The 14329-nt window shown below is 67.8% G+C and carries 13 protein-coding genes; 5 read left to right on the top strand and 8 right to left on the bottom strand.

All coding sequences use genetic code 11. The annotated features are described in order from the left end of the window. Positions 1-17: 17 nt before the first annotated feature. From K7W42_RS17330 to K7W42_RS17315, 4 genes are all read right to left on the bottom strand, one after another. Entirely contained in the window at positions 18-521 is a 504-nt protein-coding gene (locus K7W42_RS17330; protein ID WP_224576172.1) for a dihydrofolate reductase, read from the bottom strand. Between the two features lie 61 nt (positions 522-582). Beyond that, positions 583-1029 carry a deaminase gene (locus K7W42_RS17325; RefSeq protein WP_224576169.1) on the bottom strand — a complete coding sequence of 149 codons (447 nt, stop codon included), beginning with the start codon at positions 1027-1029 and terminating at the stop codon, positions 583-585. After that, on the bottom strand, positions 1026-1820 hold the full coding sequence (locus tag K7W42_RS17320; RefSeq protein WP_224576166.1) for a thymidylate synthase: 795 nt from the start codon (positions 1818-1820) through the stop codon (positions 1026-1028). The genes K7W42_RS17325 and K7W42_RS17320 overlap by 4 nt, the downstream gene beginning before the upstream one ends. Positions 1821-1878: 58 nt before the next feature. Then, the gene (locus tag K7W42_RS17315; RefSeq protein WP_224576164.1) at positions 1879-3114 is read right to left on the bottom strand and encodes an MFS transporter; all 1236 of its coding nucleotides are present in this window, start codon (positions 3112-3114) and stop codon (positions 1879-1881) included. A 463-nt stretch (positions 3115-3577) separates the two neighbouring features. Here K7W42_RS17315 and K7W42_RS17310 point away from each other — a divergent pair, with 463 nt between their 5' ends. Both K7W42_RS17310 and K7W42_RS17305 read left to right on the top strand, forming a co-directional pair. Next, positions 3578-4039: a hypothetical protein gene (locus K7W42_RS17310; protein ID WP_224576162.1), complete on the top strand. Its 462-nt coding sequence runs from the start codon at positions 3578-3580 to the stop codon at positions 4037-4039. A 218-nt stretch (positions 4040-4257) separates the two neighbouring features. Next, on the top strand, positions 4258-4467 hold the full coding sequence (locus K7W42_RS17305; RefSeq protein WP_224576160.1) for a hypothetical protein: 210 nt from the start codon (positions 4258-4260) through the stop codon (positions 4465-4467). Positions 4468-4766: 299 nt separating this feature from the next. Here the strand turns inward: K7W42_RS17305 and K7W42_RS17300 are convergent, their stop codons facing one another. Continuing rightward, positions 4767-5603 carry an AraC family transcriptional regulator gene (locus K7W42_RS17300; RefSeq protein ID WP_224576159.1) on the bottom strand — a complete coding sequence of 279 codons (837 nt, stop codon included), beginning with the start codon at positions 5601-5603 and terminating at the stop codon, positions 4767-4769. Between the two features lie 135 nt (positions 5604-5738). On the opposite strand from K7W42_RS17300, the gene fumC reads away from it, so the two are divergent. Further along, complete coding sequence (gene fumC, locus K7W42_RS17295; RefSeq protein ID WP_224576157.1) at positions 5739-7133, top strand: class II fumarate hydratase; 1395 nt, start codon at positions 5739-5741, stop codon at positions 7131-7133. Positions 7134-7351: 218 nt separating this feature from the next. On the opposite strand, the gene K7W42_RS17290 is transcribed toward fumC, so the two are convergent. The 3 genes from K7W42_RS17290 to K7W42_RS17280 all read right to left on the bottom strand — a co-directional run bounded on the left by K7W42_RS17290 (position 7352) and on the right by K7W42_RS17280 (position 11100). Next, a complete protein-coding gene (locus tag K7W42_RS17290; protein WP_224576154.1) occupies positions 7352-7678 on the bottom strand; it encodes a hypothetical protein in 327 nt (108 codons plus the stop codon). After that, the gene (locus K7W42_RS17285; protein ID WP_224576152.1) at positions 7675-8295 is read right to left on the bottom strand and encodes a hypothetical protein; all 621 of its coding nucleotides are present in this window, start codon (positions 8293-8295) and stop codon (positions 7675-7677) included. The genes K7W42_RS17290 and K7W42_RS17285 overlap by 4 nt, the downstream gene beginning before the upstream one ends. Before the next feature lie 75 nt (positions 8296-8370). Then, positions 8371-11100, bottom strand: a complete 2730-nt coding sequence (locus tag K7W42_RS17280) for an AfsR/SARP family transcriptional regulator (protein ID WP_224576149.1) — start codon at positions 11098-11100, stop codon at positions 8371-8373. Positions 11101-11194: 94 nt separating this feature from the next. Between K7W42_RS17280 and K7W42_RS17275 the strand changes: the two genes are divergently transcribed. Continuing rightward, complete coding sequence (locus tag K7W42_RS17275; protein WP_224576146.1) at positions 11195-12163, top strand: hypothetical protein; 969 nt, start codon at positions 11195-11197, stop codon at positions 12161-12163. Beyond that, positions 12163-14169, top strand: a complete 2007-nt coding sequence (locus tag K7W42_RS17270) for a hypothetical protein (RefSeq protein ID WP_224576145.1) — start codon at positions 12163-12165, stop codon at positions 14167-14169. Before K7W42_RS17275 ends, K7W42_RS17270 begins: the two co-directional genes overlap by 1 nt. The last annotated feature ends 160 nt before the right edge of the window (positions 14170-14329 follow it).

Raw genomic sequence — 14329 nt, 5'->3', positions numbered from 1 at the left:
GGGAGAGGCACGGTGGGCTAGGGTGCCCGCACCAGCGTCTGAAAGGTTAGGTCGTAAGGGTTCTGCTCGTCGGCGTGCCGGAACGCCTCTTGCACGACCTCCCAGGTGCCGGGCAACTCGGGGAAAAAGGTGTCGCCCGCCAGGTCAGCGTGAATCAGGGTGAGTTCCACCCGCGTCAGCCTATCCAAATACAGGCGGTAAATCTCCTCACCCCCGATGATGGCGACTCTGGGCCCGTCGCCCGCCGCCTGCAGGGCCGCTTCGGGCGTGTGGGTCACCTCAGCTCCCAGCGCCTCAAGCTGTGGGTTGCGGGTCAGGACAATGTTCTGCCGGCCCGGCAGCGCCCGGCCCCCCAGAGAATCCCAGACCTTGCGGCCCATGATGTTGGGCAGGCCCCGGCTGTGCCGCTTGAAGTGCGCCAGGTCAGCAGGCAGGTGCCAGGGCATCCCGCCCCCTTTGCCAATCACCCGCGCCGGGGTCATGGCGACGATGGCGAACAGTTCAGGCAGGGTCTGGTCCAAGCTGTGATGTGTTCCATTAGAAGGAGAAGACATGGATTTCCCGGAATGGACGGAATCCGTATCAGGTGTCATCCGCCCCTCCAGTCACGCACTGCACCTCAATGCCCGCCCTCCGCAGGATGGCGGCGCCGCTGGGCAGGCCGGCGTCCACGCGCACGGTTTCGCGGTAATTGGCCTCGTACAGAACCCGCCCGATGCGGCGCGAATTGACAATCAGGCGGGCGCAGGCCGCGCAGGGCTCGTGGGTGACATACAGGGTGTGGCCCTCGCCGTTCCAATTGGCGGCCAGCAGCGCGTTGACCTCGGCGTGGATAAAGCCGCTGCCGCCCTGCACCAGACTTTCGCGCTCGTTGGGTTCACCAGCCGCGCGGCCGTTGTACCCCACGCCGACCACGCGGTGATGCCGGTCCAGAATGCACGCGCCCACCTGCACCTTGCTGTCGGCGCTGCGGGTGGCCCACAGGCGGGCCGTGGCCAGCCCCAGGTCGTCAAAAGTGGGGCGGGTCATATGGCCACCGGGGCCTTGATCGCCGGGTGAGGCTCGTAGCCCGAGAGGCGGAAATCCTCGTACCTGAAGTCAAAAATGTCTGTGACCTCCGGGTTCAGGTGCATGGTCGGGAGGGGCCGGGGGTCGCGCGACAGTTGCAGCCTGGCCTGCTCCAGATGGTTGCTGTACAGGTGCACGTCGCCGCCTGTCCAGATAAATTCGCCGGGTTGGAGTCCGCAGACCTGCGCGACCATCAGGGTGAGGAGGGCGTAAGAGGCAATGTTAAAGGGCAACCCTAAAAAAGTATCTGCGGAGCGCTGATACAACTGGCAGCTCAGGCGACCCTCGGCCACATAAAACTGAAACAGCAGGTGGCAGGGGGGCAGGGCCATCTCGTCAATCTGCGCCACGTTCCAGGCCGAGACGATGAGGCGGCGGGAATCTGGGTTGGTCTTGATCTGCTGGATGACCTGGGCGATTTGGTCAATATGGCCGCCGTCTGGGGTCGGCCAGCTTCTCCATTGGACGCCGTACACCGGCCCCAGCTCGCCGCGTTCATCGGCCCACTCGTCCCAGATGCTCACGCGACTGGCCTGTAAGGACGCCACGTTCGATTCGCCGCGTAGGAACCACAGCAGCTCGTGAATCACGCTTTTTAGATGCACCTTTTTGGTGGTCACCAGGGGGAAGCCGGCCTGCAGATCAAAACGCAGCTGCGCCCCAAAGATGGAGCGCGTGCCGGTGCCCGTGCGGTCGGTTTTGGTAACTCCAAATTCTAACACGTGCCGCATCAGGTCAAGGTAGGACTGCATTTGAACCAATGTACCAAGATAGCGGCTGTGACTTTCCAGGCGCTTTGGGCAGGGCTAGTTACGACTGTTGCGCACCTGCTGTGCCTCTTGAAGAGGTCAGATTCTGCAGGCCCAGCACGCCCAACGCCACCAGAATCAGAACGGCGCTGGCCCCGAACGTGCCGCTGCCGCCCGTGCGGGTGTACAGGGGACCAGCCAGCAGGGGCCCGGTGACCTGCGCCAGGGCATTGAAGCTCTGGGCACCGCCCTGAACGCGGCCCTGGGCATCAGCTGGCGTGGCCAGAGACAGCAGGGCGCTCAGGCTGGCGGTAAAAATGCCCTCGCCCACGGCCATCAGGATGACCGAGGCATAGATCACCGCCGGGATGGGCCACCACACCAGCAGGGCCAGTCCCAGGGCGCCCAGCACCCCCAGGGCCAGGCCCAGCGTGGCCACGCCCCGTTCGCCCAGGCGCCGAATCAGCAGGGGCAGCAGCCCGCCCTGCGCCACGATGTCGCACACCCCCACCACCATAAAGGCGGTGCCCATCTGGGCGGGGCCCCAGTGCAGCACGTCGCGGCCCAGCAGCGCCAGCACAGTCTGCATGATGGTAAAGGGCAGCATGAACAGCACGCTGACGGTGACCAGACGGCGCACCGCCGGCAAGGCCAGCACGCCGCGCAGCTGTGCCAGGGGGTTGAGGTGCGCGGCGTCAAAGTGGCGCTGCCGCCGTTCGGGGGCCAGGCTTTCGGGCAACACGAAGGCGCCCCACAGCATGTTCAGGAGACACACCGCCGCCGCCAGAAACATGGGCGCGCTGAGGCTGATGTGTGACAGGGCGCCGCCGATGGCCGGGCCGATGATGAACCCGGCGCCCACCACCGCGCCGACCTGGCCAAACACCTTGCCCCGGTCCTCTTCGGGGACAGTGTCGGCCAGATAGCCGAACAGGGCGCTCATGCCGCCGGCTGTTAGTCCGTCAATGGCGCGGCCCAGAAACAGCATCCACAGGCTGCCGCCAATGCCGAACAGCAGATAACCCACCGCTGACCCCAGCAGGCTCAGCACCAGCACCGGGCGGCGGCCGTAAGCATCACTCAGGGCGCCCATGACCGGCGCCGACAGGAACGACAGCAGCGCGAAGGTGGCGCTGAGCCACCCGATGACCGTGGCCTGATGCGCCACCTGGGGGACGTACTCGGCCACGATGAAAGGCAGCACCGGAAACACCAGGGTCATGCCAATCGAAAACAGAAAGGCCGTCGCCAGCAAAAACAGCAGCGGCGGTCGGCGGGGAGGGACAGCAGGCTTCATAAGGCGCAGGGTAGGGGAGAGGCGCAGGCCAGCTCTTGAAAAAAGACGACATGATTGCCAGCTGTGTTGGTGTGTCTCGGTCTGGGCCGCTCAAAGGCCGATAGGCACAAGCGCCAGTGGCAGGGCGCCAACCCGATTTGAGGTGAATCGGCACCTCTGCCATGCCCTTATCTGCTTGGGCCGCGTGAGCGGGAGCAGGTGTTCGGCGACAGTTTTTAAACAGGCACGTATGCGGAGAAGCGGCGTTTGGATCGCCTCACTTTGTCACATCCCGCACCTTTGAACCGTCCTCTCAGAGAAGGGCTTATACGCCTTTCGCATGGTTTCTACGCGACTCAGCGCCCTCCCGCCCGTGGCCGTGCTCTGGACCATGAGAACTGGGGCCCAACCCGCAAGGTGACCGGCAGTCCTCTCAAACCGTTGCCACAGCGCCCCGGCACCATAGGTCTCAGGAGGCACGACCATGACCAAGACAAAGATTCTGACCGCCCTGACCGCCCTCGCCCTGACCGCCGGTGTTGCGTCCGCCGAGACGAACAGCAGCAGCGGCAGCCTGAACCTCAACCTAGGCAGCAGCGTGACCGGCCTGCTCAGTGGCAACGCCCAGAGTAGCGAAGGGCAGAACAACAGCCAGAGCAGCGGCAGTGTGCTCGGCGTGGTGGGCGCGGTGCTGAACGCAGACGTGAATGCCAGTGGCCAGAGCAGCAGCACAGATGACGAAGGCAACAGCTCCAGCAGCCAGGGTGAACTGAACCTGGGCCTGGATAGCGCTATAGGCGGCATTCTAGGCGCCAGTGGCAATAGCTCTGACAACGAGGACGGCAACCAGAGCAGCGGAAGTCTGCTGGGCGGCCTGACCAGCGTGCTGAACCTGGATCTGAATGCCAGCGGCAGCTCGACCAGCACGGACAACGACGACAATTGAGGTCATAGACAGGACGGTGCTATGAACGATCACAAGACCCCGCTTTAGGCGGGGCTTTTTTTGGCCAGGCGGCCCAGCATTCGTCTCAATCACTTCACCTTCAATGAAGAGGGGCGTTCCGGCAGACTGACCCAAGCCGTCACACTGAGCGAATGGTCATGGGCGGAAAACGAGTGTGGGCTAAAGATCGGCGTCCCCTCGTGCCCAGAGAAGAATCTGTGCTAGAGAGCGTTGTGCGCGGGCAACTTTCTGCGTTGTTTGGCCTGGTGGGCCGCTTTCCAAGTCTGGAGGCGGAAGCCGCCGTCACCGGCGCAGTCCACGAGATGCTGGCGGTGCCTGAAGCCTTTGGGCGTTCGGAATTGCCTGGGCCTGTGTGGGTGCTCGGCATGGCGCAGCGCCATTTTCAGCGCCTGAGCGCGGCTCAGTAACAGGCGAATCAGGCATGTCAGCGAAGCAGTCAACTTGACAGAAGGCTTGTGCTGCTCTCGGAACAGGCCACTCTCTCTGCGGAGAATGCTCGCCAGTCTGCCCACTGCTAATGTGCCTAAAGTCGGCCCTTCAGTAATCGCTGTATAGGGCAGGCTTATTTGAGGTGCTGCTCCTTTTCGTGTTTGTCAGCCTTTGGGACCACTCAATCAAGTCAGATCTACGCTGTGCTCACTCTAGAAATGGCTGACGTTCAAGCCCAGACCTTCGGTGACAGGTCAGCATCTTCCAGGCCACGCCGTCAGGGCAGGGGCACCGCCACCACTGGCGTGACCGGAGCCAGCGCGTCGTGGGGGTGAGCCATCTGCCGGGCGTAGGCGGCGAAGGCGCGCGGGGTCATGTGGGCCATCGTGCGGAACTCTCGGGTCAGGTGCGCCTGATCGGCAAAGCCCAGGTCATAGGCCAGGCCCGCCAGCCCTTCGTCCGGATTGACGTACAGCCGGTTATGCGCTTCCTCAAAGCGGATCAGGCGGGCCAGCGTTTTGGCGTTCACGCCGACCTCCTGGGCAAACCCGCGTTCCAGTTGCCGGGAACTCACGTTCAATTCCTCCGCCAGTGTCCCGATGCGCGCTGTGCCCAGCGAGGTATACAGCGCAGACGCGGCCTGCACCGCCACCCCCAGCGCCTGCTCATGGGTGGCCAGGCGCTCCAGCAGCCAGTCGTCCAGCACCTCGCGCGCCTCGGCCCAGGCGCCCGCCCGCAGCAGGGCGGGAATGGCGCGGCTGACCGGCGCCGACACAGGAGCCAGGTCCAGGCCCTGCATGGCCATGGACCAGCCGAACAGTTGCCGCGCGCCCCAGGGATACAGTTCCACGCCCAGCGCCCGCGTGAGGCCCACTGACACCAGCCGCCGGGGCGCCAGCCACATGCCAGTCAGGGTCGCCCCAGGCAGGCGCTCCAGAGCGTCACTGTGCGCGGCGCCGCTCTGCCAGGAATCGCCGCTGAAAAAGGTCAGGCGTACCGTGCGCTCGGGCATGAAGCGGTGTTCCTCCTGCCCCGGCGCGTGGAATTCCTCGATCTGCCAGTAGGTCCGCACCAGCTGGCGCAGCCGAACATGAGGCAGGACTTCCAGGTACATGCCTTACTGTGCCAGACCGGCCACGCGGGCCGCCTCCGCCTACTGGTCAGGGTCATCCTGCCGCTTTTGTTCAAGACAGCGACCCCGCGCCGCGTTCCCCCGGCCGTAACAGCCTCTGCCCCGTACACTCAGGCCATGACGAGCTACCGCAAAGAGTCCGACACCATGGGCACCCTGGACGTGGACGCCAGCCGCTACTGGGGCGCGCAAACCGAACGTTCGATTCAAAACTTCCCCATTGGCCGCGACACCTTTGTCTGGGGCCGCCCGGTGATCCGGGCACTGGGCATCTTGAAAAAGGGTGCGGCGCAGGCCAACGCCGACCTGGGTGAACTGCCGCGCGAGGTCGCCGACCTGATCGTGCAGGCCGCCGACGAAGTGATTGCGGGCACGCTGGATGAGCACTTTCCGCTGGTGGTGTTCCAGACGGGCAGCGGCACCCAGAGCAACATGAACGCCAACGAAGTCATTTCTAACCGCGCCATCGAGATAGCGGGCGGCCAGCTGGGCAGCAAGGCGCCTGTTCACCCCAATGACCATGTGAACCGGGGCCAGAGCAGCAACGACACCTTTCCCACCGCCATGCACATCGCCGTGGTGCTGGAACTGAATGAGCGCCTGTACGGCAGCGTGGGCAAACTGCGGGACACCCTGGACGCCAAGGCCAAAGCGCATGCCGGACTGGTCAAGGTGGGCCGCACCCACCTGCAAGACGCCACGCCGATCACACTGGGCCAGGAGATCGGCGGCTGGGTGGCGCAGTTGGACTACGCGCTGGCGCAGGTGAAACTCGCGGGGGAAGGCCTGCTGGAACTGGCCATCGGCGGCACGGCGGTGGGCACGGGCCTGAACGCGCACCCGCAGTTCGGTGACCTGGCCGCGCAGAAGTACAGCGAGGAAACCGGCTTCGCCTTTCGCAGCGCCGAGAACAAATTTGCGGCCCTGTCGGCCCACGACGCCCTGGTGCAGACCTCGGCGGCCCTGCGCACCCTGGCCGGCGCCCTGATGAAGATGGCCAACGACGTGCGCTGGCTGGCCTCGGGGCCCCGCAACGGCATTGGCGAGATCGTGATTCCCGAGAACGAACCGGGGTCCAGCATCATGCCGGGCAAGGTGAACCCCACCCAGAGCGAGGCCCTGACGATGGTGGCCACCCGCGTGTTTGGCAACGACGCCACCGTGGCCTTTGCGGGCAGCCAGGGCAATTTTCAGCTGAACGTGTTCAAGCCCGTGATGGTACATGCCGTGCTGGAATCCATTCGCCTGATTGCCGACGCCAGCCTGGCCTTCAACGACAACTGCGCCGTGGGGATTGAACCCAACCTGGAAAAAATCGAGCACAACCTGAGCATCAACCTGATGCAGGTCACGGCCCTGAACAAGCACATCGGGTACGACAAGGCCGCCGCCATTGCCAAGAAGGCCCACAAGGAAGGCAGCAGCCTGAAAGAGGCCGCGCTGGCCCTGGGCTACGTCACTGATGAAGAGTTTGCCCAGTGGGTCGTCCCGCTGGACATGACGCACAGCTGAGGCGGACTCTGGGCGACTTGGACAGCGGCGCAGCAGGCTTGAAAAGCGCCGCAGGAGAGCGAGCAGGAACAGCTGCGGATTTCACGATATAGAAGTGCAGACGGTGCCTGTCTTTGTTGTGCTGCAATGAAGCGGAATCCGCATGAGGCGGGCCTAGACAAACCAGAATGGACAGAAGGACGGCTACTCTATGCGCCGTCCTTCCGCTGTTGCCCAGCCTAATCGTTGGCGGCCAGCACCTCGTAGGTGGCCTCGACCACGCGCCTGAAGAGGCCCTGAATACTCTCCAGCGCGGCGCGGCAGGTCACGGTGCCGGTCAGGTCCAGGTGGGCCGTCAGCCCCTCAAGGTCGTGCAGGGTGTCGAGGTCAACCCGCTCCTGCCGCCACGCCTCTTCCAGTTGCCGCAGCAGCCCCAGGGCCTGGGTGTGGTGCGCGGCCGTCCACCGGCTGGTCAGAGCCTGCTGCCCAAAGCCCCGGTGCAGGTCGGCCAGCAGCAGCTGCAGGCTGGGACTCAGGCCGTGCCACTGGGCGCGGGCCGGGTTCATGGCCGGGCGCGACTGGCCCACAGGTCGCTGACGAACAGCCCCAGTGGCAGGGCGTCCGCCGTCTCGTTGGTCCTCAGCATGTGCCACCCCTCCCCAAACTCTTCTGCACACACCTCGTCGCCAGCGGCCGAGGCGGTCAGGAGGTCCACGGGGCGGCTCAGGGCCACCTGGCCACCCAGCCAGACATTACTGGCCGCGCCGCTCAGCGAGACAGTCAGGGCGGGCAGCCCGGCCGGACGGGGTTCATCCCGGCCCTGAATGCACGCCACAGGCAGGCTGACAGCGTCGGTGTCATCCAGGGAGAGGTGCAGCCACTTGCCGCTGACGGTGACCTGAGCGCGGCGTGCCTGGGCCAGAACCTGGAGCCTGGGCACCTTGACCTCGATCAGGTCGGTGGGCTGGCCCAGTTCCGGCAGGCCGCCCGCCTCACTGGCCCACACCCAGGCCGCCTGGACAGCGTGACTCGGTTTGCCACACGAGGGACAGATGTCGTCGTTCAGGGCGCGCAGGGCCGGCGCGGTGGCGGTGGCCTGGGGGGCAGGCACACGGGCGGTGCCGCAGGAAGCGAGCAGAGCAGCGAGGGTCAGGGGCAGCAGGGCAGTCAGGGGGTTGGGCATGGGGGTCCTCTGACCGGCAGCATGCCGGGCGACCTGGGAACTTTCAGGGAACGCGGCAGGCCAGCGTCAGGCAGGTCAGCGCACCGGAGGCGTGACTCGCAGCTGCGCCAGGAAGCCCTCGGGCAGCCCGCTGCCGTAGTCCTCGCGCAGGACCCGCTCGTAGGTGTGTAGCGCCTGCCGGGCCTGCGCGGCTTCCCCCTGCGCCTGAAGGGCCAGCACCAGCCCCTCGTGCGCCGCGCCCAGCAACGGGTCCAGGCGCAGGAGCGCGCGGTAGGCTTCGGCGGCCTGGGGGGCGGGCAGGGCAGCGGCGGCGTCCAGCAGGGCACTGGCGCTGCGCCCCGCCTGCACCTGACGGAAGGTTTGCGCCCATTCGGTGTCCACCCCCGGCAAGAAAGGCCGCAGCGCCGCTGGGCCGGGGGCGTCTTCAAGGTCGGTGTGCACCGTCAGCACCGGGTCCAGGCGGTAGCGGCCGTCGGCGTAGGGCAGGGGGTCCAGGCCGCCGGGCAGATGATCGCGCAGCGCGGCGCGCAGCCGGCGCACCGCCACCCGGAAGTATTCGACATGCCGCTCCTCGGCCGAGCCGTCCCACAGCGCCGTGACCAGTTCATCACGTGACCCCGAGCCGTGCAGCGCCAGCCACACCAGCAACTCGCGCGCCTTGGCCAGCCCCAGTTTCACAGGCTGACCGTTGATGCTGGCCCGGCAGTCCCCCAGCGTGACCAGGTGCAGCAGGTAGGGAACCGCGCTGACAGCCGGGTCTGACGGTGCTGGGACGCCTGCCTGCCCGGACGGGCTGAGGGCCTGGGCACGGGCGCGGGTCTCGGCGTCCGGCTCGGCCTCCAGGTCCTCTGGCGAAACCTGGAGGGGCTGCCCTGCCGCCTGCGCCCGCAGCAGCGCCTGAAGCAGCCGCGATTGGCCGGGGGCGTCGGCTGAGAGCCAGTCCTGCGCTTCCTGAGCCTGGCCCGCTTGCAGCAGCACGTCGGCCAGCGCCAGAGTCAGTCCCGCGCTGCCCGCGTGGATGCCGGCGGCGCCCGCCACTTGCAGTGCGCGGCGCAGCGCCGCTTCGGCGGCGTCCAGGTGGCCCAGTCGGCGCTGAACTGTGCCCAGCAGCCGGAGCCGGCGAACCTGCGCGGCCGGGGCCTCGGCAGGCAGGCGGCCTTCTAATGCGCTCAGGGTCACGGCCAGCACCTCAGACGCCCGTCCGGCCCGCACCGCCAGTTCCAGTTCTTCAAGCTGCACCGCCGCCGCACGGCCCTGCCAGCCCAGGGCCTCGTAGGCCGCGCGGGCACGCGCCAGAGGGCGGGCCGCCGCTTCGGGCGGGCGGGTGTGGCGCCACACCAGGGCCTGCAACTGCCACGCCTCGGCCTGGCGCACGCTGTCGCTGCCCGCCTGAGCCCAGCGGTGAAAGGTCTCGGCAGCCTGCTCGGCCTCGTCAAACTCGCGCAGGCGCAGCGCTGCCTGCACAAAGGGCCAGAACAGGGCGGGGACGGGGGGGCCGCCGCGTTCCAGGCCTTCACGCGCCAGCGCGTACTGCGCGGCGGTGTCTCCCTGGCGCCCCCTGACCATCGCCAGCGAGGCGAGCCCAGCGGGGCTCAGCGCTTCTGTTGCCCGCAGCGCCGTCAGGGTGGCCTCGCCCTGCGCGGCGGCCCCCGTCTCGATCTGGGCCCAGGCCAATCGCTCTTGCAGGGGCGCGTCCAGCCCGGCGGGCCCAAAGGCTTCCAGCAGCGCGCGGGTGCGCAGATGCTCGCCCCGGTCACGGTAGACGCCCACCACCGGGCGCGCGGCCTTCAGGGCGGCTTCAGGCTGCCCCGCCTGAAGAAACAGCTGGGCGGCGCGGGCCAGGTCGCCGCGGTCCTCGGCCAGGGCGGCGGCGACGGCGCGCGCGGCGGCCGCGCGGCCGGCGTCACGGGCCAGCAGACTGTCCAGCACGCCGGCCAGCAGCCGGTGAGGCTGAAAGGCGCCGCCCCCCAGGGCCGTGACGGGCAGCCCGGCCCGCTGCACCGCCTGAAGCCAGCCGGCCGGTAATTCGGGGGCCACCAGCGCCGCGTCGGCCTCGTTCCAGGTGTCCAGCGGGGCCAGCGCGGGCAGGGCGGCCTGCACGGGGCCGGGCAGGGTCAGCAGCGCCTCCAGCACCAGGTCGTCGGCGCCCGCGTGGCGCGGGGCGCCGTGGGCCGCCAGGGCCAGGCCGGCGGGCCAGCCGCCCAGGTGGGCCAGTTCGTCTGCGGCGGCCAGCCCTCCCCGCTCCTGAAGGTAGGTCTGCGTTTCTTGCGGGGTAAAGGCCAGGTCGGCGGCGTCCAGCACCTGCGCGCGGCCCTCGGCTAGCCGCCGGGCAATCCGCAGGCCTTCGGTGCTGTAGGTGCCCAGCAGCAGCCGGTGCCCCTCTTCCAGGGCGTCGGCCAGGCGGGCCAGCCACTCGCTCTGGGCCAGGGTCTCGACGTTGTCCACAATCAGGTCCACGCCGTCGTGGATGGCCGATAGCCCAGCCGCCAGTTGCTCCAGCAGGGCGCCGGCAGGCGTGCGCGCGTCGGGAGTGGTCAGGGGGGCCAGTTCCGGGAGGCTGGCCGCCAGCCGCGCCGTGATGCTGGCCGGCCCCTCCTGCTCACCGGTCAGGCGGCACCAGGCCACCCGGCGCGGGGTCACGCGGGCGTACTGCGCCAGCAGGGTGGTCTTGCCGTACCCCGACGGCGCGGCCAGCACGATCAGGGGCACGTCAACGGTGTCCGAGAGCTGGGTCAGCAGGTGCGTGCGGGGCCGCTCGAACCGGGCGGCGCGCGGCACCGCCGAACGTCTGGGCACAGGGGTCATGGCTGGGGGCAGTCTAGCCCTTCTGGTGGGCGCGGGCAGTCCCCAGGGCGCCGCGTTCCCTGAGCGTTCCCTGCGGCCCCACCATGCTCACGCCATGCCAAGACCTGACCCCGCTGCACCCCCACCGACGCTGCTTTGCCTGGCTGGCCTGACGCTGGCCCTGGCCCTGTCGAGCTGCGGCACGCCCACCCCAGGTGGTAACCCGGCGGCCGTGCAGGCGCAGACCGCCATGCAGGCCCAGCGCGCCGCTCCCTGCGACACGTTCACGCAGGAGTGCCCCCCGACTGGCCCCACCGAGCCGGCAGACCCCACAGAGCCCACCGAAGTTGCCGATCCCACGGTGTTGCACACCCCAACCAGCGCCGCCGAGACCTTTGAGGCCCAGGGTGGCGTGGCGGCCATCCCCGTGACCGGCGAGGTGCCGGGCTGGGCGCGCGACCTGATGGACGGCGACCACCTGCGCGCCGGCAGCGTGAAGCTGGGCGAGCCGGTCGAGGTCCGCTCGACGGTTGAACTGAGCGTCTCGGGTGAGGACGCCGCCGCTGATGCCCAGGCCGGGGCGGCCGCCCTGCTCACGCTGGCCGAGGTCGGTGATGCGGCGCTGCTGCCCCTGCTGCTGCCCAGCGGCGACCTGGCCGGCTGGGTGCGCCTGCCGCTGGTGCCGGTGGCCCCGGACGCCGCTTCTCCCCGCCATGAGGCTGTGGACATCCGCCGCGTGGCCCGGCCCCGGCTGGCCCTCCTGACCACGCCGGCCAAACCCCCCAGTGCGGCGGCGGCCCGGCAGGCTGCGGGCGCAGGGCCAGAGGCGCTGGTGCTCGCCCTGGCCACGGGCGGCAGTGACTACCGGCCCTTTGATTTCACTTGGCTGGTGCAGACCGGCGGCCAGCCCACGCTGGTGGCCCAGGGCCAGCCCAATCTGGTGACCGATGACGGGCGCCTCATGCCCAGCCTGGAGGCAGGTGCGCGCCCGGCTGAGGCTCTGAAGCCTGTCGAGCCCAGCGCGGCCCTCAAGACCGAAGCCAGTTTTGCGCCGTACCACCCCGGCCAGCAGGAGGAGAAATAATGCGCCGCTTAGCCCCCACCTTCCCGCTGCCCGTCTTAGCCCACCAAACCCTGCTGTGCAGCGTGGCCCTGTTGGCCCTGGGCGCCGGCACGGCGGGCGCCTGGAAACCCAGCACCCACCTCGCCGTGGCCGAGGAAGCCATGCGCGACGCTCTGGATGACGGGCAGGTCAGCATTCAGCAGCTGAGCGGCGGGCAGGTCGTGGCCACGCGCCAGTACCCGGTGGACCCCACGGTGCTGCAGGACCTGCGCACGAACGCGGCGCAGTACCGGGCCGGCGTGGTGGGCCCCGACGCCTACCCCGACCTGCTGACCGGTCAGCAGATGATTCATCCGGGGGACCTGCCCACCGGCAACCCGCAGATTTCTCCGGGCAACAGTGACGCCTGGTTGCAGCACCTGTTTCAGAGCAGCCGCTCACAGGGGGGCGCGGCGCGGGCCTTTACCACCGGCTTCATTACCCACGCCGCCGGCGATATGTTCGCGCACAGCCTGGTCAACCACTACACGGGCGGCCCCTTTGAGCTGGGCGGCAACGCCGTTCAGCATCTGGTGCTCGAAGGCTATATCGGCAAGCGCACGCCCAATATTGCGCGGGTCAGTGGGGGCGGCCTGGTCACCCGCAGTGACCTGAGCATCAGCGGCGCCGAATCCTTTATCTACCAGTACCTGATTGACGCCAAGCCCGGAACGCCCCTGCATGGGCTGTACCAGCACAACGACAGCCGCCTGTCTGTGCCGGCCATCTTTTCCAAGCGCCGGGCGGGCCTTCAGCGCGACATTGACGAGTACTACGCGAAAAAAGCGGACTATCAGCGCCGCATCCGGGAGTGCCGCACCTGGGACTTCAGCTGCAGCCGCGTGGCGCTCAGTCTGCAACTGGCCGCCTACGTAACGGCCAATGCCTGGAAAATTGAGTACAAGGAACACTGGCGTGCCGATATTGACACCGGCCTGCGCGCCTGGCCCCGGGTCAGCGCGGACATCTCCAGCGCCCTGATCTTCACCACCACAACCGGCGACCTGGCCCAGGGCGGTATGGAGATCAGCCGCGCCCGGCAGGTGCTGGGCGATTACGTCACCGGGCATGTCCTCTCTATGATGGGCGCCCCAGACTTGGTCGGCCAGATTGCGGGCTTTGACCTGCTGCCGCCGCTGGAACTGGCCTTCGTCAAGGAGTTTATCCGGGACCGGCTGGACAGCGTGGTGCAAAACGCCACTGGCATGAGCCTGAATGACTGGCAACTGCGCATGACCAACCCCGAGAATTATTTCGACGCCACCATGAATCTGCCTGGCGGCGCGCCACTGACCCTCACGCAGCTCAACCGCGCCCTGGGACTGACCGACACGGGCTACACCAACGCGCAGGAGCGCTTTAACCTCGCCTCGTTCGCGCCCACGGCCAATACGCTGACCCTCAGCAAGCTGGTGCTGCTGAGCCAGGGCACCTTTGAGCAGGTTATTCGGGATCTGGGCGGCACCGTTCCAGCAGGGCTGCCCGGCAACGCCGCCCTGGGCTTTATCCGCACCTTTGACGGCGACCACCAGTGGAATGCGTCTTCGCTGCTGACGGCCAACAGCTGCGCGGTGTACTACAAGCTGTTCCGGTCGCAAGACGGTGACGGCTGCGGCGCCGTGACCCCGGTGGTCTGCCCCGACACGCTGGCCAGCAACACGACCATGAACATCAACGAGCAGCGCGTGTCGTGCAGCGGCCGCAACGTGCTGATCATGCAGGGCGACGGCAACCTGGTGCTGTACAAGAGCGGCCGGGCGGCCTGGGCCTCTCAGACCTGGGGCAATACGGCAGCGGCCCGCCTGACCCTGGGCGGTGACGGTCACCTGGCGCTGTACAGAAGTAACGGGCAGCGCGTCTGGACGGCCAGCACCTGGGGTCACCCCGGCGCCTACCTGAAGGTGCAGGACGACGGCAATGTGGTGCTGTACGAGGTGGTGGGCGGCGCGCCCCGCGCCATCTGGTCCACGAACACCTGGGGCCCCTGAAGACTGGTTGCTAAGCACGAAGGGCTCTTGAGCCTAGGGCATGTCGGCAGAGTCTCCGACATGCCTTTTCTCTTTGGCCCAGCGGCCCCCTCTATCTGGGTCCAGAGATGAACCTCTCTTTACACCCCTCTTGTGTGCCCGGCCCCTGCCCACGCGCAAG

This window comes from Deinococcus betulae, from assembly GCF_020166395.1.
GTDB classification, from domain to species: domain Bacteria; phylum Deinococcota; class Deinococci; order Deinococcales; family Deinococcaceae; genus Deinococcus; species Deinococcus betulae.
The sequence above is the reverse complement of the archived record's forward strand: the minus strand, read 5'-3'. Positions and strand labels throughout refer to the sequence as shown.

Excerpts from the sequence above, each read along its gene's own strand:
- K7W42_RS17325 (WP_224576169.1), bottom strand. The coding sequence starts at position 1,029 with ATGACCCGCCCCACTTTTGACGACCTGGGGCTGGCCACGGCCCGCCTG.
- K7W42_RS17320 (WP_224576166.1), bottom strand. The coding sequence starts at position 1,820 with ATGCAGTCCTACCTTGACCTGATGCGGCACGTGTTAGAATTTGGAGTT.
- K7W42_RS17315 (WP_224576164.1), bottom strand. The coding sequence starts at position 3,114 with ATGAAGCCTGCTGTCCCTCCCCGCCGACCGCCGCTGCTGTTTTTGCTG.
- K7W42_RS17310 (WP_224576162.1), top strand. The coding sequence starts at position 3,578 with ATGACCAAGACAAAGATTCTGACCGCCCTGACCGCCCTCGCCCTGACC.
- K7W42_RS17300 (WP_224576159.1), bottom strand. The coding sequence starts at position 5,603 with ATGTACCTGGAAGTCCTGCCTCATGTTCGGCTGCGCCAGCTGGTGCGG.
- fumC (WP_224576157.1), top strand. The coding sequence starts at position 5,739 with ATGACGAGCTACCGCAAAGAGTCCGACACCATGGGCACCCTGGACGTG.
- K7W42_RS17290 (WP_224576154.1), bottom strand. The coding sequence starts at position 7,678 with ATGAACCCGGCCCGCGCCCAGTGGCACGGCCTGAGTCCCAGCCTGCAG.
- K7W42_RS17285 (WP_224576152.1), bottom strand. The coding sequence starts at position 8,295 with ATGCCCAACCCCCTGACTGCCCTGCTGCCCCTGACCCTCGCTGCTCTG.
- K7W42_RS17280 (WP_224576149.1), bottom strand. The coding sequence starts at position 11,100 with ATGACCCCTGTGCCCAGACGTTCGGCGGTGCCGCGCGCCGCCCGGTTC.
- K7W42_RS17275 (WP_224576146.1), top strand. The coding sequence starts at position 11,195 with ATGCCAAGACCTGACCCCGCTGCACCCCCACCGACGCTGCTTTGCCTG.
- K7W42_RS17270 (WP_224576145.1), top strand. The coding sequence starts at position 12,163 with ATGCGCCGCTTAGCCCCCACCTTCCCGCTGCCCGTCTTAGCCCACCAA.